Below are 25,854 nucleotides of genomic sequence, written 5' to 3'. Positions count from 1 at the left end.
AGAAATAGTTGAACAGGGGGCTTATGATGCAGTACGTCATCGCTGGAATTATACTGGTAATTATTATATTCCTATTTGGATTCTTTTATAGAAAAAGATATTATACAGAAATAGACCGTCTCGAGGCATGGAAAATTGAGATTATGAATAAACCCGTTTCGGATGAACTTTCTAAAGTGAAACAGCTTAACATGACAGGACAAACAGAAGAATTATTTGAACGTTGGAGACAAGCATGGGATGAAATTGTCGCAGGAGATCTTCCGCAAGTAGAGGAGCTTTTGTTCGATGCTGAAGAGAATACAGACAAGTTTCGCTTGAATAAGGCAAAAGAAGTACAAATGAAAATCGAAAATGTGTTAACAGGCACGGAAGAAAAAATAGAAAATATATTGACGGAATTAAATGTATTAGTCGGGAGTGAAGAAAAAAATCGACTTGAAATTGAATCTCTAAAAGAAAATTACAGAGAAAGTAAAAAGAAATTGCTTGCTTATCGTCATACGTACGGAAAAACAGCTAAGGAGATTGAAACGAAGCTTGACGAACTTTCTTCTAATGTAGAGCAAATTGATGAGTTGACGGGGCAAGGTAATTATTTAGATGCAAGGGAAATGGTCATCAGTCTCTCTGATGAAATGAATACGATTATGTATAGGATGGAAGTAATTCCTCCTCTTCTATCGGAATGTCAAACAGTGATTCCCGCACAGATAAATGAGTTAGTAGCAGGATTTAAAGAGATGGAAGATCAAGGATATATGTTAGAGCATATTGATATTGATAATGAAATAGATGCTCTCAAAAGATACTTAGAAGAAATAAGTGAAAAACTACAATCAGTGGAAATTGAAATTGTTGAAGAGGGTACGAAAGAGATAAAAGAAAGAATAGAGGTAATGTACGACTTACTTGAAAAAGAAGTGCATTCCAAGCACTTTGTTGTACAGTATAAAAGCGGTGCAGAATCTGCACTGTTGCAATTAAAAGAAGATAACGAAAATCTCCAATATGAAATGAACTATGTTCAACAAGGGTATCATTTAGAAGAAAAAGAAATGTATCTTCCGAAAGAATTAGAAAAGAAAATAGATAAGCTTTTGAAACGTTATGCTATGTTTGAAACGAAATTTAGTGATAACCAAACAGCATTCTCTTTTTTAAATGATGAGCTAAAAGAAATGAGAGATACGTTAAATGAGTTAGACGAACAACAGAAGGAGTTTGAATTACATCTTCAAACTTTAAGGAAAGATGAGTTATCCGCGAGAGAAAAGCTAGTCGATTTAAAGAAGCAGATTTCAGAAGCAGGTAGAATTGTTTCTAAGAGTAATATTCCGGGACTGCCTGTCGGTTACATGGACATATTAGAAGAAGCGCAACGAAAAATTGAACAGGTAAATGTCAGTTTAAATGAGAAGCCTTTAAATATGGGGTTTGTGCAAGAATCCCTTCAGCAAGCAATAGACACCGTACAACATTTTCATGACAAAACAAATGAACTAGTTGAGAATGCAATGCTTTCAGAAAAGGTCATTCAATATGGAAACAGATATAGAAGCAGCTATGCATCTGTTGCAGAAAATTTACAAATTGCTGAAAATGCATTCAGAAGCTTCGAATATCGTACAGCGCTAGAACATGCAGCTACTGCAGTAGAGTCCGTTGAACCTGGTGCAATGGAAAAGGTTGAAAAATTGGTTAACGAAGAAATAAGTAATCGATAATATCGACCTTTGTTTGTTGAGACTGCCCACTGCCCAATTCGTTTTTGCTTTTAGAGGATTTAACAAAAAAAGACAAGTTGTAAAGATGCTAATCATCTTTACAACTTGTCTTTTTTATTTTCATAATTATGCTTCACTGACTTGTTTTGTTTTTCCTTGTAATGCAGCGACGAGATAACCAATAATTGCCCCGACAAGGGCTGGAACAATCCATCCTATTCCTTGAGCAAAGAAAGGTAGAAAGCTTAGGAAGTCTGTTAAACTTGTGACGTCCACTCCAGCAGTCTTTAATCCGTCGACAAAACTAATTAGACCAGTCGGGATTAGCGCTCCTACATATACATAAGAATAGCCGTTGTACCAGTTATGCATAAAGGATAATAGGATAAGTACAATTGCAACAGGATAAATAACGATTAACACAGGCAATGAAACAGCAATTAACTGAGTTAATCCAAAATTTGCAACCACCATACTAAAAATAGATAAGATAATGACTAATATTTTGTACGAAATTGGTAGAATTTTAGAAAAATATTGCGCGCAAGCAGATACTAAACCGACAGATGTAGTGATGCAAGCAAAGGTAATGGCGAGTGCTAAAATAATTGCCCCGAGAGAGCCGAATAAATACTCTGCTGAACCAGAAAGTATTGCTCCTCCGTTAGCTTGTGTTCCAATCGCGTCTGCACTTGAAGCCCCGATATATGCGAGTGATAAATAAACAAGTGCTAATCCAGCTGCAGCGATAAATCCTGCTATCGTACATACTTTTGTTAACGTGGCTTTATCTTTTACCCCACGATCTTTTATCGCAGAAATAATTACAATACCAAAAACTAGAGCAGCAATAGTATCCATTGTTAGGTATCCCTCAATAAAGCCTTTAAATAGGGCTCCATCCAAATATTCACCTTGAGGAGCTCCCGGTGTGCCCATCGGAGTAAGAATACTTTTAACAACCAAAATTGCCATTATGATGAGTAAGGAAGGAGTGAGCACCTTTCCTATTCTGTCTACTAGTTTTGTTGGATTCATTGCTAACCAAGTGGTAATGCCAAAGAAAACTATAGTATAAAAGAATAATGACAAACCATATTTTGCTGTACCTTCTGGTAAAAATGGTATAACACCTATTTCATAAGCGACTGTTCCGGTTCTAGGAATCCCAAAGAAAGGACCGATTGCAAGATACATAATAACAGTAAAAATAATTCCGAAAACAGGATGAACCCTGTTTGCTAGTGTTTGTAGATCACCTCCAGTTTTTGCAATAGCAATAACAGCTAATAAAGGAAGACCTACTCCAGTAATTAAGAAACCAATAATTCCAGTCCAAACATGTTCACCAGCTTGTTGACCAAGAAACGGTGGGAAAATCATATTTCCAGCTCCTAAAAAAAGAGCGAAAAGCATCAAACCAATTGTAAGAACACTATTAAATGATAGCGCTTTCCTATCCATATTCATCTCTCCTAAAATAATCATTATCACTTGAGCAAATAAATACTACCATATGTTTTGTGAAATTTGTCGAAAAATTAAAAAGTAGAAATATTCAGTATTTTAAAGTTGTGCAAAACAAAGAGTATTTCCCTCTAATTTTCGCAAAAATTCTGTTATCTAGCAATTGAAATGATAAATTTTACTAAAATTGGTATTATTGCAAGATAACTTTGTAGAGATGTAGCAAGTTAGTAATGTTCGTTCTAAAATAATTTTTGTATGAAAAAACACCGGAAATATATAGTTTCTTTTTATCAAGATATAAATTGTGATAACATAATACTTTGATATAGAGGAAATGAGTGTGGAAGATGATTTATTTTGATAATAGTGCTACTACTAAACCATATAAGGAAGTTTTACATACTTTTACGAAAGTAAACGAACAACTATTTGCTAATCCTTCGTCTATACATAGCTTTGGGGGAAGGGTGGAGAAGTTAATGCAGCAAGCTAGAGAACAAGTAGCTAGCTTACTGCATGTACAAGGGAAGGAAATTATCTTTACTTCCGGTGGTACGGAGTCAAATAATTTAGCGATTAAAGGTGCGGCACTTCGGTATAGAAATAGAGGAAAGCATCTTATTACTTTAAAGATAGAACATCCATCCGTGTTAAATGCTTTTAAACAATTAGAAGAGTTTGGGTACTCTGTAACATATTTAGATGTCGATGAAAGTGGAAAAGTAGATCCTGCAATGGTTGAAAAAGAAATTCGTGAGGATACTATTTTAATTTCGATTATGCATGTGAATAATGAAGTAGGAACCATTCAACCAATAATGAAGATAAGTGAAATACTACAGAGATATCCAAAAGTAATTTTTCATGTCGATCATGTTCAAGGTTGTGGAAAAGTACCTTTGGAAATGAAGCATTCACGTATTGATCTATGCACTATATCTGCACATAAAGTTCATGGGTTAAAGGGAACTGGCTTGTTGTATAAGCGTGATGGGATCAATTTATCGCCAATTTTAACTGGCGGAGAACAAGAAGCTAATATTAGAAGCGGAACTGAAAATGTTGGTGGAATTGCATCCTTTGCAAAAGCACTTCGTCTTCATTTTTCTAAAACAGAAAATGATATAAAAAAAATGTTCGACATTCAGCGATATTTAAGGGACGAACTGGAAAAGCTTGATGAGGTTATAATACATACTCCTAAAGCAGACCAGGCACCTCATATTATTAATTTTTCCGTAAAACATTTTAAAGCAGAAGTCCTTGTCCATGCTTTGGATAAACATGAAATATTTGTTTCGACAACTAGTGCTTGCTCATCCAAACAAAGTAAACCAAGTAGGACCTTATTATCTATGGGAGTACCTTTAGAAATAGCTGAGAGCTCCTTAAGGATAAGCTTATCGTTTGAAAATACATTAGAAGAGGCAAAACAATTCCTACAAGTATTTAATACAGAAATAAATTCATTAATGAAAACAATGAGGAGATCAAAATGAAATATAATCGAATTCTAGTTAGGTATGGTGAAATATCAACAAAAGGTAGAAACAGAAAAATGTTTACAAGCAAGTTGCGAGAAAATATTTTAGCTGCACTAAGAGATATGCCAACTATTTCTATTAATGCGAGCCGCGATCGATTACATATACTTCTTGGTGAAGAAGACGGGCAGGAAGTTCTTTCTCGATTGCAGTCTATATTTGGTATTCAATCGTATAGTCCAGTTGTAAAAGTAGAAAAAAATATCGAAAACATATGTATGGCTGCATATAATTTAGTTAATAAATTGTATGAAGAAGGTAAAACATTCAAAATCTCAACAAGAAGAGCGGACAAAACCTTTCCGCATCAAACAAATGATATAAATTACCAAGTAGGTTCTTATGTATTAAGGAATATAGAAGGGTTAAAGGTAGATGTAAAAAATCCAGATATCAATGTTAATATCGAGATAAGAAAAGAAGGTGTTTACCTTTCGTGTGAAAATTTCGAAGGGGCGAAAGGTATGCCAGCCGGAACAAGCGGAAAAGCAATGTTGATGCTATCAGGTGGTATCGATAGTCCTGTGGCAGGCTATTTGACAATGAAACGCGGAGTAGAGATAGAGGCTGTTCACTTTCATAGCCCTCCATTTACAAGCGATAGGGCAAAACAAAAAGTTATCGATCTTGCTCAAACACTAACGAAATACAGTGGGAAAGTAAAATTGCATATCGTACCGTTCACAAAAATCCAGCAAACGATACATGATCAGGTTCCTGAAAACTATACGATGACATCTACTAGGAGAATGATGTTGCGTATTTCAGATATAATCCGAAGTAAAAATGAAGGATTAGCAATTGTTACTGGAGAAAGTTTGGGACAAGTAGCAAGCCAAACATTAGAAAGCATGCTCGCAATTAATGATGTAACCAATACTCCGATATTAAGACCGCTTATTTCTATGGATAAGTTAGAAATTATTGATATTTCTCAAAAGATTAATACGCATGAAATATCCATTTTGCCATATGAAGATTGCTGTACTATTTTTACACCTCCTGCACCCAAAACGAGGCCAAAGAAAGAAAAGGTTCAGTATTATGAGAGCTTTGTTGACTTTCAAACTTTAATTGAACAAGCTGTTGATGAAACAGAAACAATAGTGCTTAATGTTGCTTCCACGGTAGCTTCTAATGACGAGTTTGATGACTTATTATAATGATTTTTTTAGCATAAATTACCATTGATTATTTAAGTATGAAGTCATGTGTTTTCGCACAATCTATACTCACAAGGAGGTGAAAACACATGGCACAAAACAATAACTCTAACCAATTAGTAGCTCCTGGAGCTCAACAAGCAATCGACCAAATGAAATTCGAAATCGCTTCAGAATTCGGTGTTCAACTTGGTGCTGATGCAACATCACGTGCTAACGGTTCTGTTGGTGGTGAAATTACGAAACGTTTAGTTCAAATGGCTGAACAACAATTAGGCGGCGGAAGCTTCTAATTAGCAAACTAAATAAAAATGGCTACAAGGAGCGAGTTAATCTCGCTCCTTTTTACGTATGGAACCGATAGTATATTTGCTTATCGATAATTTTTCCACCTAAATTGTCCATGCCTAGCTTCAGCATCAGTCCCTTTTAAACACATATAAATGAGGAGTAAGAAGTAAATATTTCCTTATCTTAACTGCTTATTCCCCTTTACGTTTTGTCGGTCATTTTAAAATAATCTTAAAGAATAATTTAAAAAGTCAGAATAATCTAGTATAATAAATATGTCATGAAAATTGGTAGGTCTTTACTAGAGTTTTTAGTAATAATGCTGATAGGTGACAAAATGAAAAGTGGAAGCGGCTTCTAAGGGTAACACAAGTATCTTTTCAAAAACAAAACAGGTCGTTTTTGACCTAAACTGTTTTAAAAAGTGAGCTCGAGCCTCTATCCGCTTGTATTTAACAAGGGGGAGTACGATGAAACGAGAAGAATTAATTGCGCCAGAAACGTATAACTTGGTAGAGGAAATGGAGAAGTTTGCTAGTGACGCAGAACGAGTAGCCCTCAAATGGGAAAATGAAGAAGGACAAAAAGAAACTATTACCTATAGTAAATTAATTGAAAAGGCGAATAAAATTGGAAACGTTTTCTTGAACCGTGGGCTTGAAAAAGGAGACGTTGTTCTCGTTATGGTTCCAAGATTAATTCAAGCATATGAAGTGTATGTAGCGGCGTTGAAGGCTGGTCTCGTAGTGATTCCGAGTTCTGAAATGCTTCGTACAAAGGATCTACAATATAGAATTGAACATGGAGATGTAAAGGCGGTAGTTGCTTACTCTCCTTTTGTAGAACAATTTCAAAGTGTAGAGGGAGTATCTACTCTACAAAAATTTGTTGTTGGTCCGAAGCAGGATGGATGGGTATCATTAGAAGAGGAAGTGAGTAGTGCCTCCGGAACACTTCCTTTTGCCAAAACAGCAAGAGAGGATATGGCTTTCCTTTCCTACACATCTGGGACAACTGGCAATCCTAAGGGGGTAGTCCATACTCATGGTTGGGCATATGCACATTTAAAAACGGCCGCAAAAAAATGGTTAGCGATTGAAGATGGAGATACTGTTTGGGCAACAGCTGCTCCTGGTTGGCAGAAATGGATTTGGAGTCCTTTCTTATCTGTGTTAGGATCTGGTGCTACGGGACTAGTGTATAACGGTACTTTTGAGCCTAATAAGTACCTTGGATTATTGGAAAAGGAAAAAGTAAATGTTCTTTGCTGTACACCGACAGAATATAGATTGATGGCCAAGGTAGATGATTTAGGTCAATATAATCTCGAAAATTTACATAGTGCTGTCTCAGCAGGAGAACCATTAAATAGAGAAGTTATCGATGCTTTTAAAAAGCATTTTAATATCGAGGTAAGAGACGGATACGGACAAACAGAAAACACATTACTTGTTGGTATTATGAAGGGGATGGAGCTAAAACCGGGCTCTATGGGGAAACCTACTCCAGGAAATAGAGTGGATATAGTTAATGAGGATGGTGAAGTCTGTCAAGTTGGTGAAGTAGGGGATATAGCTGTACATGTAGAAACACCAGCTTTATTTAAAAACTATTATAAAGATCCAGAAAGAACAGCCATGCAATTTAGGGGCGATTATTATATAACAGGTGACAAAGCAAAAAAAGACGAAGACGGTTACTTCTGGTTTGAAGGTCGAGGCGATGATATTATTATCAGCTCCGGCTATACAATTGGTCCTTTTGAGGTAGAGGATGCATTAGTTAAACATAAGTTTGTGAAAGAATGTGCCGTCGTAGGCAGTCCAGATGAAGTGAGAGGGCTGGTTGTGAAGGCATTTATCATACTAAAAGATGATGTTGATGAAAATACGCCTAATCTCATAAAGGATTTGCAGAATCATGTGAAAGAGCTAACGGCGCCATACAAGTATCCACGAAAAATTGAATTTGTAAAGGAACTTCCTAAGACAACTTCAGGAAAAATTAGACGAATAGAGTTACGACAAAAAGAACATAGCACTTTAAAGAGTTAAAGAGATAGTGTAGAATAGCAAAAAATAGAATGAGGCTGACCCTAAGGAAAGTGCCTGGCACTTATGGGGCAGCCTCATCGTTTTGGTCAAAAAGAATGTGAGTATGTAAACAGAAGTTATTTATAAGAAAGGAAGCATTATTGATGGGCACATTATGGTATAACGGGACAATTTATACGATGGAACAGGAAGGTTCTATAGTTGAAGCAGTTTTTACAGAGAAGGGAACAATAGTAGATAGTGGGGAGCTTACATTTTTAGAGGGAAATCATAACTCATCGATTGAAAGAAGAGTTGATTTAAAAGGGGCAGTAATGTTTCCAGGCTTTGTTGACAGCCATATGCACTTAATTGGTCATGGTGAAACATTGACTCGTCTAGATCTTGCTAATATGATGAGCAAACAAGAAGTGCTTGATGCCATAAAGATAAAGGTAAGTGAGGTAGAAAGGGGCAGTTGGATTATTGGAGAAGGCTGGAATGAAAACTTATGGGAAAATCCGGTTGTTCTGACGAAAGAGGAATTAGACCAAGTGGCCCCCAATCACCCTGTTCTTCTTAAAAGGGTGTGCCGACATGCAATGGTAGTGAATTCACTAGCTTTAGAAAATGCCAATATTAACACTTCTACTCCAAATCCTTTAGGTGGGTTAATTGAAAAGGACAATGAGGGTAGTTTAAATGGTTTACTAAAAGATAAAGCCCAAGATTTAATGGTAGAGGCTCTGCCTGAGATTTCTTCGGAATACATAGAAAAAGCCTTAGCTTCAGCTGTAGAAGATTGCTGGAAATATGGTCTTGTAGGTGGGCATACCGAAGATTTAAGTTACTACGGTAATTTCCATAAGACCTATCAAGCTTTCCAAAAGATAATAGGCGAAAGCGGAAAGAAATTTAGAGCGCATTTACTTGTTCATCATGAGGTAATTGAAGATTGGAAAGAAGATGGTCATCATTTTCTAGGAGGAACAGACTTTGTTGAATTTGGTGCAATGAAAATTTTTGCTGATGGAGCACTTGGGGGAAGAACGGCGCTGTTAAGTCATCCTTATGCTGATGATTCTACAACAAATGGAATGGCAATTCATTCCGATGAAAAGCTTTTTGAGCTTGTAGAGAAAGCTAGACTTTACGGGATGCCGATTGCAGTTCATACAATTGGTGATCTTGCATTTGAAAAAATGCTTCATGCTGTTACGAAGTTTCCTACAGAAGAAGGAAGACGAGACAGATTCATTCATGCACAAATTTTACGAGCTGAATTAATAGAGAAAATAAAGAATTTACCACTTGTTTTAGATATTCAACCTCGTTTTGTCCCTTCTGACTTCCCTTGGGTAACAGATCGGATTGGTAATGAAAACATGGACTGGAATTATGCATGGAAAACTTTATTGGGTGAGGGGATACATTGTGCAGGAGGATCAGATGCCCCGATTGAACCTATAAATCCGTTACTAGGAATCCATGCGGCTGTAACGAGAACGAATCCGCTTGATCCGAAAAGAGTTGTATACAATCCTGATCAAAGATTATCCATGTATGAAGCTATTTCACTATTTACAAAAGGCAGTGCCTTCGCTTGTCATCATGAACACGACAGAGGATTGATAAAAAAAGGATTTGATGCAGATTTTACTATTCTAGAGGAAGACCCTTTTAAGGGAGAACCAGATAAATTGTTAGAACCACTTGTAAAGATGACAGTGGTAGACGATACGATTGTTTATGAAAAATAAGTCAAACACTAGCTTAACTACAACTAGTGGGAATGAAAGATAATTCCCACTAGTTGTAGTTTCTTTTTTAAAAAGGCTATTTTCGTAAAGTTTGTTGCTTTTTAACGGAAATCAACGGGCTGAATGTATAAGTAAAAACAACAATCTATGAGAAAAGAGCCTTAAAAAATAAATTATGAATTGTCATCGTCCTTATTCCTCGCTATAATAAAATTATTTCGAGAACAGAAATAATTTTTGGAGGATTACAATATGAGATCAGAAGAACAGGTAGGGATATTTTATACCGCATTTTCTTACTTTTTGTGGGGGATATTACCGATTTATTGGAAGTGGTTGGGAGATGTTTCGGCTGATGAAATTTTAGCTAACAGGATTTTCTGGTCTTTTTGGTTTATGCTATTATTTTTATTTGTTACGAAACGATGGAAAAATTTTGTTTCGTATTTAAAGAGCTCACTCATGAAGAAAAAACAAGTTGGTGCTCTAGCTGTCGCATCTTTACTTGTTAGTACAAATTGGTTTATTTATATTTGGGCCGTTAATTCCAACCAAATGGTAGAAGCAAGTCTAGGTTATTACATAAATCCGCTTGTTAGTGTTTTGCTAGGTGTTTTTATATTAAAAGAGAGTTTGTCCAAGGCTCAAATTGTTTCTTTTGCCTTAGCAACAGTAGGTGTATTAATTTTGACTATCTCCTATGGGCAGTTTCCTTGGATAGCGATAGGTTTAGCATTATCTTTTGGATTATACGGTTTAGCGAAAAAGATGATTAAAGTAGACTCGGCAATTGGTTTGACGCTAGAAACAATGACGGTAGCCCCATTTGCTCTAATTTACATGCTTTACTTAACTGCTGAGCAAAAAGAATCTTTATTTCAACTATCTTTTCAAACGGATATTTTACTAATCGGAGCTGGAGCAGCAACCGCTATTCCACTGTTATATTTTTCAAAAGGTGCACAGCAGATTCCGCTATATATGGTTGGATTTTTGCAATATATTGCACCAACATTGACTTTGATTCTCGGAATCTTTGTATATAAAGAGAGCTTCTCAGAAACACATTTATTATCCTTTCTCTTTATTTGGGCAGCATTGTCTATTTTTACTGTTTCGAGGATGCAAATGGCAAGACGGCAAAGAAGAGAAAAGAAACTTAGTGCATAGGAAAGGACGATCCATATTTTGGATCGTCCTTTCCTATATTAGGCTGTTTTCTAAAAGATTGTTGCTTTTAGCAGAATGGAAAACGCAAAGCATCCGCAGCGGAAAGGAACGGTCAAGGCTCCATTACTTCTACCCGAAAAACAACAATCTCTACGAAATGAGCCTTATATTATTATAGAAAGGATCTCTTCACCTTTTCCCAGAAAGAGTTGTCCTTTAATTTTACTGTTTTTATAACTTTATCAGAGAGTTGAACTTCAACTTTCTTAACGTGTTGAATACCTAATGCTTCGTTATCCATTCCCATAGAAGGATAGTTATTTCCATCCTGAACTACTTCGAGAATAAGTTTTCGATTTCCACTTAGAATAAAGGAAGAGCCTAGCGTACGGTATTGGTTATTATTTAACGATGCTAATTCACTGACTTGCAGGCAAGGAAGCATCGGATCGACAACGGAACCATTTACTGATTTATTATATGCTGTACTACCTGTAGGGGTTGCGATAATCATTCCATCTCCTCTAAATGTCTCAAAGTGCAGCTTGTCAATAAATACATCGATGACAAATGTTTTAATTATTCCAGAACGGATACTAAATTCGTTTAAACAATGAAAGGAAGTTTGATTGTCGACGGTAACTTCAATTGTTGGGTATTTACGAACTTCTATTTGTTCTTTTTTCATTGCTTCAACCATCTTGAGCGTATCGTCAATATCAAAGTCGCAGTACATACTGAGTGTTCCGGAAGTAGAGATGCCGGTATACAGAGCATCTTGTCTAAAGTCTGTTTTTCTGACAGCTTGCAAGAAAGCACCATCATCGCCAACGCTAACAATAATATTAGCTTGGTCCGGGTTTTTTACAATGTTGAAATCATAACGTTCAGCTAATTCATAGAGGTTTTCTACGTTTGCTTGAATGTTTTCTTCTTGCAATGTAAAAAAGTAAATATTGCGTCGGTTACTCATGGGATGGGCCTCCTGAGAAGTTTTTTGGATATTTTTTAAGTTATTGATATATTTTACTAGAAACTCTCTTCTAAATATTTTACCATATTTATGAAACTTAAATCTATCCTAGTCGTATATATGAGGGAATGGAGTTTAGGTGGAGAAAGCGAATAATTCTTCGTTTTTACGCTGAATTACACAATATAAAGGAGGAATACATTCGAATGAATGCAAAAAGATGGATCGCATTAGGGATAGCAGCTTTACTGTTTTTTATTTCTGTCATTGCTAACTTCGCTTCCGCGGCTTTAACGACAGACTTTAATAAAGCTTTTGAAGGAATGTTTGAAGGAACTGAAAAAGCCTTTACGGAAGAGGTAGTGGAAGAAGGAGATGAATCCAGTAGAATAGCGGTCTTAGAAGTAGAAGGAGTTATCCAAGATACAGGAAATGTAAGTTCTGTTTTTGAAAGTCCTGGATATAACCATGAAATATTCATGGAAAAATTAGATGCAGTTCAAGAAGATGATACAGTTAAAGGGATTATCCTTAAGGTAAATTCACCTGGAGGTGGAGTAGTAGAAAGTGCTCAAATTCATGAAAAACTTGTAGAAATCAAAGAGAAAACGAAAAAGCCTATATATGTTTCTATGGGGGCTACGGCTGCATCGGGGGGCTACTACATATCAGCTCCAGCTACTAAAATTTTTGCAAGCAAAGAAACACTTACAGGTTCTTTAGGTGTTATTATGCAAAGCATTAATTATGCAGAACTGGCAGAAAAGTATGGTGTTGACTTCGTTACCATTAAAAGTGGTCCTTACAAAGATATTATGAGTCCTACACGTGAAATGACAGAAGAGGAAAGAAAGATTCTTCAATCAATGATTGATAACTCTTATGAAGGATTTGTTGACGTAATTGCCAAAGGTAGAGATATGTCAGAAGCACAAGTTAAAAAAATTGCTGATGGAAGAGTGTATGATGGTACTCAAGCCAAAGAGGTTAACTTAATAGATGAATTTGGTTATTTGGAAGATACAATTGAGGCAATGAAAAAAGATTACAAAGACCTGAAAAATGCACAAGTTATTGAGTATTCATCTGGAGACCCATTTTCTAATTTCCTCAGTATGGGAGCTAAAAAAGTAATCAGTGGTGGAGATATGGAAGCAGCTGCTTTACTGAAGATTTTCTCGCAACCTAATTCTCCAAGATTGATGTATCTCTATTCTGAATAGTAGAAAGGGTGGTGGAACAGATGAGCGAAGAACAAAGTGAGAAATCTTTTCAAAGTGAAGATAGTAGAACAGTAACAGTCAATCATTCGGAGAACGATGCTGCGTCTATAGAAAAAAGTTCACAAGACAGAGGTACTGGATCTTCTTCTTTCTTTCTAGCAGGATTTTGGATGAGGTTTTGGGCGTATTTAATAGATATCATTGTGGTAGGAAGTGTCACCAGACTGCTCATTAACCCTATTTTTAGAGCAATGGATGTTTCTTTAGTCGATACTTCTATGTTCGCTCCAATCGCGATAATGGATGCAGTTATCTTTTACGGCTACTTTATTCTGATGACAAAGTATTTTAGCCAAACAATAGGAAAAATGATTCTTGGGCTTAAAGTGATTGAATTGAATGGAAGTAAGCCCTCATGGGGAACCGTTCTATTCCGTGAGTTAATTGGCAGATTCATTTCTGCAACGGTGTTGATTTTATATATTGTTGTAGCCTTCACAAACAAAAAACAAGGAATTCATGATTTGTTTGCTGACACAACAGTTGTTCAAGAGAAAAAACGAGTACAATTTAAACCTGCTTCGTAGCAGGTTTATTTTTTTGTCACATGACCATAATGGAAGGTTGAAGGGTCGTGATAATATGGGGGTTTGGCTTTGGCTCATAATAATTATATTTACTGTTATCATTGCATTATTTTTGATTGTTTCTATTACAAAGCTCACGATAACGCTTTCCCTTTACCATGGAAATGACAATGATCATTTTACGATTAAATTTAGGGCTTGGCACGGGTTAATTAAGTATACACTCGATATTCCGTACATGAAACTTGATGAAGATGGCCCAAATATCGTTTTTGAAGAAGATAAACAAATGGGAGAGAAAGAGGATAAATCGAAACAAAAGAAATCTACGAAGAAAGTAACTCCGAATGATTTCCTAAAAACCATCCATGATGCAAAAGAACTTCTAGTACACGTGAGAGAAATGCATCGAATTATTAAACATTTTTTAAGCAAAGTAATAATTGATAATGTCCATTGGCACACATTAATAGGGTCGGGCGATGCAGCGACAACAGGAACATTATCAGGTGCTATATGGGCAGCAAAAGGTAGTTTGATTGGTGTTATTAGCAATTATATGCGATTGCAAAAAATGCCTGATTTAAACGTCATTCCCTCCTTTCAAAGGCCGATTATTCAAACGAGTTTTTCATGTATTATCCAATTCAGGTTAGGGAATGCTATCCTAGTAGGAATTAAATTACTTCGTTATTGGAGAGGGAGAGCGGATTTTAAAACAAAGCCGCTTAGCATTTTCTCCGACGAGAAGCACTCTGTATAACTTGTTAGATAATAGGGAGTTTAGATTCCCGAGTTCTTTCTCACATCAGAATTCAAAGGAGGACTACATATGTCAGAACATCCTATTGAAGGACTCATGACTACGGCAATGGAAAATCTTAAGGAAATGATTGATGTAAACACAATTATTGGGGATCCCGTTGAAACTCCAGATGGAAGTGTCATTCTTACCGTTTCAAAAGTAGGATTTGGGTTCGCAGCAGGTGGAAGTGAGTTTAAACTAGGTGGAAAAGGGCAAGGTGGCAAAGGAGAGAGTGGTGGAGATGGAAACTCTTCCAGTAAACAGCCATTTGGTGGCGGTAGTGGTGGAGGGGTATCGATTACTCCCATTGCATTTTTAATAGTAAACTCGTCTGGAGTGAAAATGTTGCATCTTGATGAGGGTACACACTTACTTGATCGACTGTTAGATCTTGCTCCTGGTGCCATTGATAAAATTCAATCAATGATGAAGAATAAATCTGGTGGAGGAAGTGGAGGCTCTAATCAATCGCAACAATCACAACAACAATCACAACCTAAGCAAAACTCAGATTTCTAGGTTTAAAGAGGCGTTCGGTGGATAGAAACTGAACGTCTGTTTCTTTGTCAATTTGGAAAAGCAGGATCTTTTTATTTGATTTATTATTCCTATATTCTGTAGTATAAAATTGTACATAAATTATTTGAGGAGGAACAAATTAATGGCTAACATTACGTTTAAACAAAACCCAGTTACCTTATTAGGGAATGAAGTAAAGGTTGGAGACCAGGCACCTGATTTTACTGTACTCGCAAATGATTTATCTGAAGTAACATTAAATGATTCTAAAGGGAAAGTTCGTTTAATTAGTGTCGTTCCTTCTATTGATACAGGCGTTTGTGATGCACAAACGAGAAAGTTTAATGAAACAGCTGGAAAACTGGATAATGTAGAGGTATTAACCATTTCGGTTGATTTACCTTTTGCGCAGAAGCGTTGGTGTGGTGCTAATGGAATTGAAAATGTACAAACACTTTCTGACCACCGTGACCTATCTTTTGGTGAAGCGTACGGAGTTCATATCCAAGAGATGCGTTTGCTTGCACGTGCTGTATTTGTTGTCGATAGCAATGATAAAGTAACATATGTAGAATATGTTAGTGAAGCAACAAATCATCCTGATTATGATGCGGCTATTGAAGCGGTAAAGAACGCCTAGTAAGTTAATAGAGAATAATAAAAAATAAGGCTGACCGCCTCGGTCAGCCTTATTTTTTACATTTACCGTATTGCACGATAAAATAGAAGAATGAAAAAAAATAAAGGAATGAAATGTAATGATGAATTCTCCAGTAGAAACAATTTTTTATATAATTGATGAAACAGCTACCATACTCCAAGAAGAATTATCTTGTACATACTTAGAAGCAGTAGCAGAAACGGGCGAAAATTTATTTCAAGATGATATTTTGCAGGATGAGGTAAGCGAAGTTACTAAGAAAAGACTTCAAAAAAGTTATGAGGAAGCAAACATTGGTGAGCAACCAAATGAAACGATTCGTAAAGCATTTCAATTTGCTATTTTAAAAGGTATGAAAGAGAACGTTCAACCGAATCATCAAATGACTCCAGATTCACTAGGATTATTCATTAGTTTCTTAGTGAACAAATTTATTACAACGGAAAAACAACTAACAGTTTTGGATCCAGCTATCGGAACCGGTAATTTACTTACAACTGTGCTGAATCAAATGGCTAACAGCAATGTACATTCTATTGGAGTTGAAATAGACGAGGTGTTAATTAAGCTTGCTTATGTAGGGGCGAACCTTCAAAAACACCAACTAGAATTATTTAACCAAGATTCATTAGAACCGTTATTTATTGATCCGGTGGATTTAGTTCTAAGTGATTTACCAATAGGATATTACCCTAATGATGTTAGAGCACAGGATTATGAGCTTCAAGCAAAAGAAGGTCACTCTTTTGCACATCATCTATTTATAGAGCAAAGTATAAAACATACGAAAGGTGGAGGCTATTTATTCTTTATTGTTCCCAATGGATTGTTTGAATCGACGCAGTCACAACAACTCCATGAATATTTACATAAGGAAGTACACATACAAGGGATGCTACAGCTACCAACGTCATTGTTTAAAAATGAAAAGGCAGGAAAAAGTATCCTCATATTGCAAAAGAAAAAAGAAGGAATTAAGCCGCCGAAAGAAATTTTGCTTGCCACTTTGCCAAGCTTAATGAAACAAAGTGCGGTGGAAGATATACTTGCAAAGATAGATGGTTGGATTAAACAAAATAAGTAAACTCTTTAGATCAACTTTCGGGTTGATCTTTTTTATTGGTAGAATATCTATAATTTTGCGAAAATATTTACTTTATCATGAAAACGATGTCATTTCAAGCTTTTTCTTGAAATAATAATTAGTCAGTGATTAAATGTGAAATTGAGAGTTTATTTAGATGTAGTAATTATATTAGTACTTACTGAACAAAATAGAAGAGAATAACAGGATCCACGAAATAAAGGAGCGATAACTGTGTCTAAAATTATAGCGATTAATGCTGGAAGTTCTTCTTTGAAGTTTCAACTTTTTGAAATGCCAGAAGAAACAGTAATTACCAAAGGATTAGTAGAACGTATCGGATTAAATGACGGAATCTTTACTATTTCTGTCAATGGTGAAAAAAAGGAAGAGATAACAGATATTCCTGACCATGAAGTAGCGGTTAAAATGCTATTAGAAAAGCTAACAAGCTTTGGAATTATTAAATCATTAGATGAGATCGAAGGAATCGGTCATCGTGTTGTACACGGCGGAGAAGTCTTTGACGATTCAGCTGTTATTACGGACGATGTGTTAGACAAAATCAGTGAACTATCAGATTTGGCACCTTTGCATAATCCAGCTAATATTACGGGAATCAAAGCATTTCAAAATGTGTTGCCAAATGTACCGGCTGTTGCAGTCTTTGATACAGCTTTCCATCAATCAATGCCAGAAAGCTCTTTCTTATATAGCTTACCGTATGAGTACTATGAAAAATTTGGAATTCGTAAATACGGTTTCCATGGTACTTCACATAAATATGTTTCACAAAGAGCAGCAGAAATGCTTGGCCGTCCGGAAGAGCAAGTTCGCCTTATTTCTTGCCATTTAGGTAACGGAGCAAGTATTGCGGCTATTGAAGGAGGAAAATCTATTGATACATCAATGGGATTCACTCCTTTAGCTGGTGTAACAATGGGGACTCGCTCTGGTAATATTGATCCTGCTTTAATTCCATTTATTATGGAGAAAACAGGTTCTTCAGCAGAAGAAGTACTAAATATACTGAACAAAAAATCAGGTATGCTTGCAGTTTCTGGTTTTTCAAGTGACCTTCGTGACATAGAGGAACAAGCAAATGAAGGAAATGAACGTGCAGAGTTAGCATTAGAAGTTTTTGCGAACCGTATTCATAAATATATTGGTTCTTATGCTTCTCGTATGAATGGCGTTGATGCAATCGTATTTACAGCTGGTATCGGTGAAAACAGTACCCTTATCCGTGAAAAAGTATTAGAAGGTCTTGAATTCATGGGTGTTTATTGGGACCCAGCACGCAACAAAGTTCGTGGAGAAGAAACGTTTGTCAATTATCCGCACTCTCCAGTAAAAGTAATGATTATCCCAACAAACGAGGAAGTAATGATTGCTCGTGATGTTGTAGAAAAAGCTGGGATATAAGTTCAGGATTTACATTAAGAAATAATTGGATATAAGATCGACAAGCCCCGTAAGTGACTAGTTACTTATGGGGCTTGTTTTTCTTTTGCAAAGAACTAACTAAAATATAAATTTGCTTATTTTAAGGTTTCCTGTTAGTATAAAGAAGAATTATTTTTGTTCGGTATGTAAGGAAGGAACAAGTTAGAAGCTTTTCGCCTGAATATCAAAATGAGCAAGGATAGTATTATATTATGTGTTTGCACACTAGGAGGAAACAAAATGTTAGAAGGTACAGTAAAATGGTTTAACGCAGAAAAAGGTTTCGGATTCATCGAGCGCGAAGGCGGAGACGATGTATTTGTTCATTTCTCAGCTATTCAAGGCGAAGGTTTCAAAACTTTAGACGAAGGTCAAAAAGTTACTTTTGACGTTGAGCAAGGTCAACGTGGAGACCAAGCAGCAAACGTTCAAAAAGCGTAATTCTATATAGAATAAAAAAGACTCCAGTTATGGGGTCTTTTTTGTATAATCTTTTATCATACTTACAAACCTGATTGAAAAGTAAATAAGATAAATGCAGATTGGTGTTTGTTTTATTTTTGGAATTTTCAAATTAATGCACTTTCAAAATATAATCATCTAGGGAATGTATGATATACTTTAGTTACTATTTGCAATTGAAGGAGTTGTAGCACTTGAGTTGGTCTAAACGTGACAAGCAAGTTTGGGAAAACATCGAGAATTGGAAGCAAGACTTGTTTAATTATGAAGCAAATGACATAGAGAATACATATGTGAAATGGTTAGATTATGCCTTTTCATCCATTCCCGAACATTTACAAGAAGAATTTTTCAAACGACTAGACGGATGGTTATTTCAAATCCACTCGCTTATTCAAGGGTCTCAAATGCAAAATGATGCGCGGGAAAGGATTTTAGTAACGGCTAGGGCATTTTCGAAAGATATTGATACTATTGAAGATTTACAAATATTAAATATAGATCAACTTCATTACATAGCCGAACAGCATGCAGGGCGTCACCGGATATATTCTCTATGTCAAGGGGGAATAACGGGAACAGGTGGAGCAATTGCTTTAGGTTCTGATTTGCCTGCTCTTGCAATAATAAACTTAAGGTCTGTACAATTAATTGCTCTCACGTATGGGTTTAATGTACAGGCACCTTTTGAAATGATGACCTCACTAAAAGTATTCCATGCAGCTACGTTACCATCACGTTTAAAATCATATGCATGGGCAGAATTAATGGAGGATATAGAAAAGAAAGAGTCAGATTTTTTCTATGAAGGGTCCGAGCAATTAACGGATTATACTTGGCTTGAAGGTCCGCTTAAACATTGTTTTAAAGGACTGGCAATTACAATGTTTAAAGGGAAAAAATGGTCTGGGGTTCCTTTATTAAGTATGGCAATTGGAGCTGGCGTCAATTACCAACTATCAAGAAAAATTACAGACTTTGCCGAGAAATTTTATCAATATAGGTATCTAAAAGAGAAAAGACAAAATTAATAAAAATGGCTGATTTCTAAAAAAGAAATCAGCCATTTTTTTATATAATAAGATGTGGTTGATATTACATTGATAATTTTTATACATTTTTATGAATAAGTATTGAAAAAAATCACAGTTACTGATAATATACATAACTATAAACAGAATAAATATTCAGTTGTCAGAATTAATATAAGTGGAGGGTTTTACATGGAGAAAAAGGTTGTTCTAGCATATTCAGGTGGATTAGACACATCAGTAGCTATTCAGTGGTTGAAAGATCAGGGGTATGAAGTAATTGCATGCTGTTTAGATGTAGGCGAAGGAAAAGATCTTGATTTTGTTCAAGCAAAAGCATTAAAGGTTGGAGCAAGTAAAAGCTATGTCATTGATGCAAAAGAAGAATTTGCCAATGACTATGCTCTCATTGCACTTCAAAGTCACGCTCTTTATGAAGGCAAATATCCACTAGTTTCTGCACTTTCTCGTCCTTTAATCGCAAAGAAACTTGTAGAGGTTGCTGAAAAGGAAAATGCACAGGCTGTTGCTCACGGCTGTACAGGGAAAGGGAATGACCAAGTTCGATTTGAAGTTTCTATTGCTGCTTTAAATCCGTCATTAAAAGTTATCGCACCTGTTCGTGATTGGCAATGGTCACGTGAAGAGGAAATTGAGTATGCAAAAGAAAAGGGAATTCCGGTTCCGATTAAATTAGATTCTCCTTATTCTATCGACCAAAATTTATGGGGAAGAAGCAATGAATGTGGAATATTAGAAAACCCTTGGATTGCACCTCCAGAAGACGCATATGACTTAACATCAAGTATTGAAGATTCACCAGATACGGCCGATACGATTGAGATTGAATTTGTTGAAGGCGTCCCAGTTGCACTAGATGGAAACAAGTATAATCTTGGTGAGCTGATTGCGCAGTTAAATGTATTAGCTGGAAAGCATGGTGTTGGACGAATCGATCATGTAGAAAATCGTTTAGTTGGTATTAAGTCACGTGAAGTGTATGAATGTCCGGGAGCAATGACACTGTTAAAAGCACATAAAGAATTAGAAGATATTACATTGGTGAAAGAAGTTGCGCATTTTAAACCAGTTGTTGAAAAGAAAATGACAGAATTAATCTATGAAGGATTATGGTTTTCTCCTTTAAAAAAGGGACTCGATGCGTTTTTACAAGAAACACAAAAATTTGTTAATGGAACGGTACGTGTGAAACTGTTTAAAGGCCATTGTATTGTGGAAGGAAGAAAGTCACCAAATTCGTTATATAATGAGAAGCTCGCTACTTATACAAAAGAAGATGAATATGATCATGAATCTGCTGTTGGCTTTATTAAAGTTTGGGGTCTCCCAACAAAAGTAGCTTCAATGATAGGGGAAAAGGAGAAAATTTCTTTATGAGTAAGCTTTGGGGGGGAAGATTTGAAAAAAAACCGGAAGAATGGGTAGATGAATTTAATGCTTCAATATCCTTTGATCAGGAACTAGTGCTAGAAGACATCGAAGGCAGTATTGCACATGTGAAAATGCTACAAAAGTGCGAGATTCTTAACGAGGTAGATGCAAAGAAAATCCTTTCCGGTTTACAGGAGTTGTATATAGAAGCTGAGAATGGTAGCTTGCAGTACTCGGTTGAGTATGAAGATATTCATCTTAATATCGAAAAAATGTTAATCGATAAAATTGGTGATACGGGAGGAAAACTTCATACAGGAAGAAGCAGAAATGATCAAATTGCGACAGATATGCACCTGTACTTGAAGCGTAGAACAGCTGAAATTATTGATTTGCTTGATGAACTGCAGCAAAAACTTCTTCATCAAGCAGAGGAAAATATTGAAACAATTATTCCTGGCTACACCCATTTACAAAGAGCACAGCCAATCTCATTTGCTCATCATTTACTTGCTTATTTTTGGATGCTTGAACGTGATAAGGAACGTATGAAAGATGGTTTGAAAAGAATTGATATTTCTCCATTAGGAGCGGGGGCACTGGCAGGTACGACTTTCCCTATTGATCGCAATTTTTCTGCGGAATTACTTGGATTCAACTCCGTTTATGAAAATAGTCTTGATGCAGTAAGTGACAGAGACTTCATTTTGGAATTTTTAAGTAGTAGTTCAATTGTAATGACTCATTTATCTCGTTTAGCAGAGGAATTTATTTTATGGTCAACAGAGGAATTTCAATTTATTGAACTTGATGATGCTTTTACAACTGGAAGTAGTATAATGCCCCAAAAGAAAAATCCGGATATGGCGGAGCTTGTCAGAGGCAAAACAGGGAGAGTAAACGGGCACCTTACTTCCCTATTAACTGTATTGAAAGGGCTGCCTCTTGCTTACAATAAAGATATGCAAGAAGATAAAGAAGGCATGTTTGACACAGTTAAAACGGTTGTTGGCTCTTTAAAGATATTTATTGGTATGGTTAAAACAATGAAGGTTAAAAAAGAAAATATGAAAAAAGCAGTAGGTGAGGACTTTTCCAATGCTACAGAGCTTGCAGATTATTTAGCTGTTCGCAATATTCCCTTCCGACAGGCCCATGAAATAGTCGGAAAACTCGTATTGCACTGTATACAAAATAATATGTTCTTGAAAGACCTCCCGCTACATGTTTACAAAGATGCATCACCAGTAATTGAGGATGATGTATATGATATACTTGCCCCAACCTCTGCTGTTGAAAGAAGAAATTCTTATGGTGGAACGGGATTTCAACAAGTAAAATACCAGATAGAGAAGGCAAAAGGTAAAGTAGAATTATCTCTTCAAAAGTAATGGGACTACTTGTTAACTATAAAAGGGATATCCGTTAAGGCAATGAAAAGCCTTAACGGATATCCCTTTTTGTATTAGGGTGTTTTCGTCAAAGTTGTTGTTTAACGGGAATCAACGGGCAGAATTTATAAGTAAAAACAACAACCTATGAGAAAAGAGCCAAATAAATAAACAGTATTTACAATACTCACTAAATCCATCTGTATTCATACTAGATATTTCCACTAATAATTTTGGCGAAATATCAAAAAATAACCAATATCATACTAATAGAGAGGAGAAAGTTTAATGAAAAGGAAAAATTTCGAACATAAATATGATTATGATGAACAAGCATCACAACAAGTAAGTAATCAAATAATGGGTGCTTACTCTAGCGGTGTTATCGATTCACCTGATGGAAGCTACAATCCATATGAAGATCAAGAAAATCAATATGAGTAAAAAATAGGAGGGATACCTGGACTAGTCCAGGTATCCCTCCTATTTTGTTTACTTGTAAAATAAACTTTTGACTAAGTGGAATATTTTCAAAAAATAGAATAAATAAACTTTTATATTTTTAAAAAAGAATAGAGAAATTCTTACAAACTTTTGTTAGAATGTAAATGCTTACATAAAATCATTTCACCATGTTGTAAGGTTAATGTATTTAAAAGAACATTACTCTTTGGAAAAGGGAAATAGGAGGTCGCTTTTATTATGCGTATTGGAATACCGAAAGAAATAAAAAACAACGAAAATCGTGTAGCAATGACACCAGCTGGGGTTGTTAGCCTTGTCCAATTCGGGCATGAAGTTTATATAGAAACAGGTGCAGGTCTTGGGTCCGCTTTTACAGATGAAGATTATATTAATGCAGGCGGGAAAATTGTAGGTGAGGCTTCTGAAGCATGGTCAATGGACATGGTAATGAAAGTCAAAGAGCCACTTCCAAGCGAGTATTCTTACTTTAGAGAAGGATTAATTTTATTTACGTATTTACACTTAGCACCAGAGCCTGAATTAACAAAAGCACTTATCGATAATAAAGTGGTAGCTATCGCTTATGAAACAGTTGAATTACCAAACCGTTCTCTGCCATTGTTAACACCGATGAGTGAAGTTGCTGGAAGAATGTCTACACAAATTGGTGCTCAATTCCTTGAAAAAATCCACGGTGGAAAAGGAATCCTTCTTTCAGGAGTTCCAGGAGTTGCGCGCAGTCGCGTTACAATAATCGGCGGTGGCGTAGCTGGTACAAACGCGGCAAAAATGGCCATAGGGCTAGGGGCCAATGTAACAATTCTTGACCTTAATCCAGAGCGTCTTCGTCAGCTTGATGACATTTTTGGTAGTGATGTAACAACATTAATGTCAAATCCTTTAAATATCGAAGAAGCTGTTAAAAACTCTGATTTAGTAATTGGTGCTGTTCTAATTCCTGGAGCAAAAGCACCTAAACTTGTAACAGAAGATATGATTAAATCAATGACTCCTGGTTCTGTTGTTGTTGATATTGCCATTGACCAAGGTGGAATTATTGAAACATCTGACCGTATTACAACACATGATGATCCAACGTATGTGAAACATGGTGTTGTCCATTATGCTGTTGCAAATATGCCTGGTGCTGTTCCAAGAACTTCTACTATTGCACTTACGAACGTAACGGTACCGTATGCAGTGCAAATTGCAAATAAAGGCTATAAAGAAGCTTGTCTAGACAATGAAGCACTATTAAAAGGAATTAATACGTTGAATGGCTATGTAACATATAAAGCAGTTGCAGAAGCACATCAACTTGACTATTCTGATACGAAAACACTTCTAGAACAACAATAATTGATTATAGGAAAACCCGTTCTTACTAGAGCGGGTTTTTTCTGTTTTTTTACTTTTAACTAATTAACAAATGTGGTATACAAGTACTAATTAGAAAGGTATTTAGTGGTTGGATATCGAACATTTAAAAGGACTATTAATTTGGAGGAGATATAATGAAAATTTCTTATCACGGTCATTCTGTTGTAAAGATTGAGACAAAAGGAAAGACGATATTGATTGACCCATTTATTAATGGAAATGGACTTACTGACCTAAAGGTTGAAAATGAAAAACCGGATGTAATTGTTCTAACACATGGTCATAATGATCATGTTGGGGATACAGTAGAGCTTGCGAAGAAAAACAATTCCTTAGTTATTGCTCCTAATGAATTGGCCACTTATTTAAGTTGGCAAGATATCGATACGCATCCAATGCATATTGGCGGAGCATATGAGTTTGATTTTGGAAAGGTGAAATTTACACAAGCTTATCATGGGTCAGGCTTTGTAACGGATGATAAAGAGATCATCTATATGGGTATGCCAGCAGGAGTTCTATTAATGTTAGAAGGAAAAACAATTTTTCATGCGGGTGATACCGGATTATTCTCCGATATGAAGTTAATTGGTGAAAGACATCCAATTGACGTAGCGTTTCTACCAATCGGCGATAACTTTACAATGGGCCCTGAAGATGCAGCGGTTGCTGCAAGCTTTTTGAAAGCAAAAAAAGTTGTGCCGATTCATTACAATACATTCCCACCGATTAAACAAGATCCACAGAAGTTTATTGACCTTCTTGATGGGCAGGAAGGCAAGGTAATGAAGGCCGGAGATATATTAGAGTATTAAGTGAGTATTTTGATAAGGAGAAGGCGAAATCAATTAGGTTTTGCCTTTAATATCAATTTTCCCCTTATGAATAATGAATGTATTCCCCTTTTTGTACATAAACATAATACAAGCTAGAAGGGGGTGGGGGATTTGAAGCAGAGATATATATTAAGTTTATTATTGGCTGCGGCAATGCTTTATTATGCTTTACCGAGACTAAACATAGCTACGGGAGGTCTTGAAGGTATTTTCGCCTTATCGTGGCTTGGGTTTGCGTTAATCGTGATTCTAGGAAACCTATCCGCAGCCCTTTTTGCACCAAAGAGATTACAGCCTAAACGAAAACGGAGCATTTCTTCTAATAAATCGGAAAGACATAGATCCTTCGGATAATCAAAAAACTAGGGGGCGTGGGACGTGACTTCACGCTTCTTTTTTTATATATAATGGTAATAATTAGACTACTAACTAATCCCTTCA

24 protein-coding genes are annotated in these 25,854 nt (G+C 36.0%); 22 read left to right on the top strand and 2 right to left on the bottom strand.

Translation table 11 applies throughout. From position 1 onward, the window contains the following. The first annotated feature begins 26 nt into the window (after nt 1-26). Nucleotides 27-1,727 carry a septation ring formation regulator EzrA gene (ezrA, locus tag ACFSUL_RS12695; RefSeq protein ID WP_377935946.1) on the top strand — a complete coding sequence of 567 codons (1,701 nt, stop codon included), beginning with the start codon at nt 27-29 and terminating at the stop codon, nt 1,725-1,727. A 126-nt stretch (nt 1,728-1,853) separates the two neighbouring features. Here the strand turns inward: ezrA and brnQ are convergent, their stop codons facing one another. Next, the gene (gene brnQ, locus ACFSUL_RS12690; RefSeq protein WP_377935944.1) at nt 1,854-3,191 is read right to left on the bottom strand and encodes a branched-chain amino acid transport system II carrier protein; all 1,338 of its coding nucleotides are present in this window, start codon (nt 3,189-3,191) and stop codon (nt 1,854-1,856) included. Nucleotides 3,192-3,544: 353 nt separating this feature from the next. Between brnQ and ACFSUL_RS12685 the strand changes: the two genes are divergently transcribed. From ACFSUL_RS12685 to rarD, 6 genes are all read left to right on the top strand, one after another. Beyond that, nucleotides 3,545-4,696, top strand: coding sequence for a cysteine desulfurase family protein (locus ACFSUL_RS12685; RefSeq protein WP_377936140.1), 1,152 nt, complete (start codon nt 3,545-3,547; stop codon nt 4,694-4,696). Further along, nucleotides 4,693-5,904, top strand: coding sequence for a tRNA uracil 4-sulfurtransferase ThiI (gene thiI, locus ACFSUL_RS12680; RefSeq protein WP_377935942.1), 1,212 nt, complete (start codon nt 4,693-4,695; stop codon nt 5,902-5,904). The genes ACFSUL_RS12685 and thiI overlap by 4 nt, the downstream gene beginning before the upstream one ends. An 89-nt stretch (nt 5,905-5,993) precedes the next feature. Then, nucleotides 5,994-6,197, top strand: a complete 204-nt coding sequence (locus ACFSUL_RS12675) for a small, acid-soluble spore protein, alpha/beta type (RefSeq protein WP_071411046.1) — start codon at nt 5,994-5,996, stop codon at nt 6,195-6,197. A gap of 468 nt (nt 6,198-6,665) precedes the next feature. After that, entirely contained in the window at nt 6,666-8,249 is a 1,584-nt protein-coding gene (mbcS, locus tag ACFSUL_RS12670) for an acyl-CoA synthetase MbcS (RefSeq protein ID WP_377935939.1), read from the top strand. Nucleotides 8,250-8,392: 143 nt separating this feature from the next. Then, nucleotides 8,393-9,988, top strand: a complete 1,596-nt coding sequence (locus ACFSUL_RS12665; protein WP_377935937.1) for an amidohydrolase — start codon at nt 8,393-8,395, stop codon at nt 9,986-9,988. A 252-nt stretch (nt 9,989-10,240) separates the two neighbouring features. Beyond that, a complete protein-coding gene (rarD, locus tag ACFSUL_RS12660; protein ID WP_377935935.1) occupies nt 10,241-11,158 on the top strand; it encodes an EamA family transporter RarD in 918 nt (305 codons plus the stop codon). Nucleotides 11,159-11,330: 172 nt separating this feature from the next. On the opposite strand, the gene ACFSUL_RS12655 is transcribed toward rarD, so the two are convergent. Then, nucleotides 11,331-12,131 (bottom strand): NAD kinase, encoded by an 801-nt coding sequence (locus tag ACFSUL_RS12655; protein ID WP_377935933.1) that lies wholly within the window; start codon nt 12,129-12,131, stop codon nt 11,331-11,333. 206 nt (nt 12,132-12,337) lie between these two features. Here ACFSUL_RS12655 and sppA point away from each other — a divergent pair, with 206 nt between their 5' ends. The 15 genes from sppA to ACFSUL_RS12580 all read left to right on the top strand — a co-directional run bounded on the left by sppA (nt 12,338) and on the right by ACFSUL_RS12580 (nt 25,767). Continuing rightward, complete coding sequence (sppA, locus tag ACFSUL_RS12650; protein WP_071411051.1) at nt 12,338-13,354, top strand: signal peptide peptidase SppA; 1,017 nt, start codon at nt 12,338-12,340, stop codon at nt 13,352-13,354. A 20-nt stretch (nt 13,355-13,374) separates the two neighbouring features. Then, nucleotides 13,375-13,941 carry an RDD family protein gene (locus ACFSUL_RS12645; protein ID WP_377935930.1) on the top strand — a complete coding sequence of 189 codons (567 nt, stop codon included), beginning with the start codon at nt 13,375-13,377 and terminating at the stop codon, nt 13,939-13,941. Between the two features lie 13 nt (nt 13,942-13,954). Continuing rightward, nucleotides 13,955-14,704, top strand: a complete 750-nt coding sequence (locus tag ACFSUL_RS12640; protein WP_377935928.1) for a DUF2953 domain-containing protein — start codon at nt 13,955-13,957, stop codon at nt 14,702-14,704. A 69-nt stretch (nt 14,705-14,773) separates the two neighbouring features. Next, a complete protein-coding gene (gene ytfJ / locus ACFSUL_RS12635; RefSeq protein WP_377935926.1) occupies nt 14,774-15,265 on the top strand; it encodes a GerW family sporulation protein in 492 nt (163 codons plus the stop codon). Nucleotides 15,266-15,407: 142 nt separating this feature from the next. Continuing rightward, nucleotides 15,408-15,905 (top strand): thiol peroxidase, encoded by a 498-nt coding sequence (gene tpx / locus ACFSUL_RS12630; protein WP_377935924.1) that lies wholly within the window; start codon nt 15,408-15,410, stop codon nt 15,903-15,905. Nucleotides 15,906-16,023: 118 nt separating this feature from the next. After that, the gene (locus tag ACFSUL_RS12625) at nt 16,024-17,010 is read left to right on the top strand and encodes a class I SAM-dependent methyltransferase (protein WP_377935922.1); all 987 of its coding nucleotides are present in this window, start codon (nt 16,024-16,026) and stop codon (nt 17,008-17,010) included. A gap of 234 nt (nt 17,011-17,244) precedes the next feature. Beyond that, nucleotides 17,245-18,435 carry an acetate kinase gene (locus tag ACFSUL_RS12620; protein ID WP_377935920.1) on the top strand — a complete coding sequence of 397 codons (1,191 nt, stop codon included), beginning with the start codon at nt 17,245-17,247 and terminating at the stop codon, nt 18,433-18,435. A gap of 261 nt (nt 18,436-18,696) precedes the next feature. Beyond that, nucleotides 18,697-18,897, top strand: coding sequence for a cold-shock protein (locus tag ACFSUL_RS12615; RefSeq protein WP_071411057.1), 201 nt, complete (start codon nt 18,697-18,699; stop codon nt 18,895-18,897). Between the two features lie 215 nt (nt 18,898-19,112). Next, nucleotides 19,113-19,949, top strand: a complete 837-nt coding sequence (locus ACFSUL_RS12610) for an EcsC family protein (RefSeq protein ID WP_071411058.1) — start codon at nt 19,113-19,115, stop codon at nt 19,947-19,949. Between the two features lie 192 nt (nt 19,950-20,141). After that, the gene (locus ACFSUL_RS12605) at nt 20,142-21,347 is read left to right on the top strand and encodes an argininosuccinate synthase (protein ID WP_377935917.1); all 1,206 of its coding nucleotides are present in this window, start codon (nt 20,142-20,144) and stop codon (nt 21,345-21,347) included. Continuing rightward, the gene (argH, locus tag ACFSUL_RS12600; protein WP_377935915.1) at nt 21,344-22,732 is read left to right on the top strand and encodes an argininosuccinate lyase; all 1,389 of its coding nucleotides are present in this window, start codon (nt 21,344-21,346) and stop codon (nt 22,730-22,732) included. The genes ACFSUL_RS12605 and argH overlap by 4 nt, the downstream gene beginning before the upstream one ends. A 288-nt stretch (nt 22,733-23,020) precedes the next feature. Beyond that, nucleotides 23,021-23,176 carry a hypothetical protein gene (locus ACFSUL_RS12595; RefSeq protein WP_377935913.1) on the top strand — a complete coding sequence of 52 codons (156 nt, stop codon included), beginning with the start codon at nt 23,021-23,023 and terminating at the stop codon, nt 23,174-23,176. 258 nt (nt 23,177-23,434) lie between these two features. Continuing rightward, nucleotides 23,435-24,556: an alanine dehydrogenase gene (ald, locus tag ACFSUL_RS12590; RefSeq protein ID WP_377935911.1), complete on the top strand. Its 1,122-nt coding sequence runs from the start codon at nt 23,435-23,437 to the stop codon at nt 24,554-24,556. A 155-nt stretch (nt 24,557-24,711) separates the two neighbouring features. Beyond that, on the top strand, nt 24,712-25,392 hold the full coding sequence (locus ACFSUL_RS12585; protein WP_377935909.1) for a metal-dependent hydrolase: 681 nt from the start codon (nt 24,712-24,714) through the stop codon (nt 25,390-25,392). Between the two features lie 132 nt (nt 25,393-25,524). After that, on the top strand, nt 25,525-25,767 hold the full coding sequence (locus ACFSUL_RS12580) for a hypothetical protein (RefSeq protein ID WP_377935907.1): 243 nt from the start codon (nt 25,525-25,527) through the stop codon (nt 25,765-25,767). Nucleotides 25,768-25,854: the final 87 nt, after the last annotated feature.

Source organism: Bacillus seohaeanensis, from assembly GCF_042684945.1.
Classification (GTDB): domain Bacteria; phylum Bacillota; class Bacilli; order Bacillales; family Bacillaceae_B; genus Rossellomorea; species Rossellomorea seohaeanensis.
The sequence above is the reverse complement of the archived record's forward strand: the minus strand, read 5'-3'. Positions and strand labels throughout refer to the sequence as shown.

Bases quoted from the DNA above. Each gene is read 5' to 3' on its own strand.
- ezrA (WP_377935946.1), top strand. From the start codon at position 27: ATGCAGTACGTCATCGCTGGAATTATACTGGTAATTATTATATTCCTA.
- brnQ (WP_377935944.1), bottom strand. From the start codon at position 3,191: ATGGATAGGAAAGCGCTATCATTTAATAGTGTTCTTACAATTGGTTTG.
- ACFSUL_RS12685 (WP_377936140.1), top strand. From the start codon at position 3,545: ATGATTTATTTTGATAATAGTGCTACTACTAAACCATATAAGGAAGTT.
- thiI (WP_377935942.1), top strand. From the start codon at position 4,693: ATGAAATATAATCGAATTCTAGTTAGGTATGGTGAAATATCAACAAAA.
- ACFSUL_RS12675 (WP_071411046.1), top strand. From the start codon at position 5,994: ATGGCACAAAACAATAACTCTAACCAATTAGTAGCTCCTGGAGCTCAA.
- mbcS (WP_377935939.1), top strand. From the start codon at position 6,666: ATGAAACGAGAAGAATTAATTGCGCCAGAAACGTATAACTTGGTAGAG.
- ACFSUL_RS12665 (WP_377935937.1), top strand. From the start codon at position 8,393: ATGGGCACATTATGGTATAACGGGACAATTTATACGATGGAACAGGAA.
- rarD (WP_377935935.1), top strand. From the start codon at position 10,241: ATGAGATCAGAAGAACAGGTAGGGATATTTTATACCGCATTTTCTTAC.
- ACFSUL_RS12655 (WP_377935933.1), bottom strand. From the start codon at position 12,131: ATGAGTAACCGACGCAATATTTACTTTTTTACATTGCAAGAAGAAAAC.
- sppA (WP_071411051.1), top strand. From the start codon at position 12,338: ATGAATGCAAAAAGATGGATCGCATTAGGGATAGCAGCTTTACTGTTT.
- ACFSUL_RS12645 (WP_377935930.1), top strand. From the start codon at position 13,375: ATGAGCGAAGAACAAAGTGAGAAATCTTTTCAAAGTGAAGATAGTAGA.
- ytfJ (WP_377935926.1), top strand. From the start codon at position 14,774: ATGTCAGAACATCCTATTGAAGGACTCATGACTACGGCAATGGAAAAT.
- tpx (WP_377935924.1), top strand. From the start codon at position 15,408: ATGGCTAACATTACGTTTAAACAAAACCCAGTTACCTTATTAGGGAAT.
- ACFSUL_RS12625 (WP_377935922.1), top strand. From the start codon at position 16,024: ATGATGAATTCTCCAGTAGAAACAATTTTTTATATAATTGATGAAACA.
- ACFSUL_RS12615 (WP_071411057.1), top strand. From the start codon at position 18,697: ATGTTAGAAGGTACAGTAAAATGGTTTAACGCAGAAAAAGGTTTCGGA.
- ACFSUL_RS12605 (WP_377935917.1), top strand. From the start codon at position 20,142: ATGGAGAAAAAGGTTGTTCTAGCATATTCAGGTGGATTAGACACATCA.
- argH (WP_377935915.1), top strand. From the start codon at position 21,344: ATGAGTAAGCTTTGGGGGGGAAGATTTGAAAAAAAACCGGAAGAATGG.
- ACFSUL_RS12595 (WP_377935913.1), top strand. From the start codon at position 23,021: ATGAAAAGGAAAAATTTCGAACATAAATATGATTATGATGAACAAGCA.
- ald (WP_377935911.1), top strand. From the start codon at position 23,435: ATGCGTATTGGAATACCGAAAGAAATAAAAAACAACGAAAATCGTGTA.
- ACFSUL_RS12585 (WP_377935909.1), top strand. From the start codon at position 24,712: ATGAAAATTTCTTATCACGGTCATTCTGTTGTAAAGATTGAGACAAAA.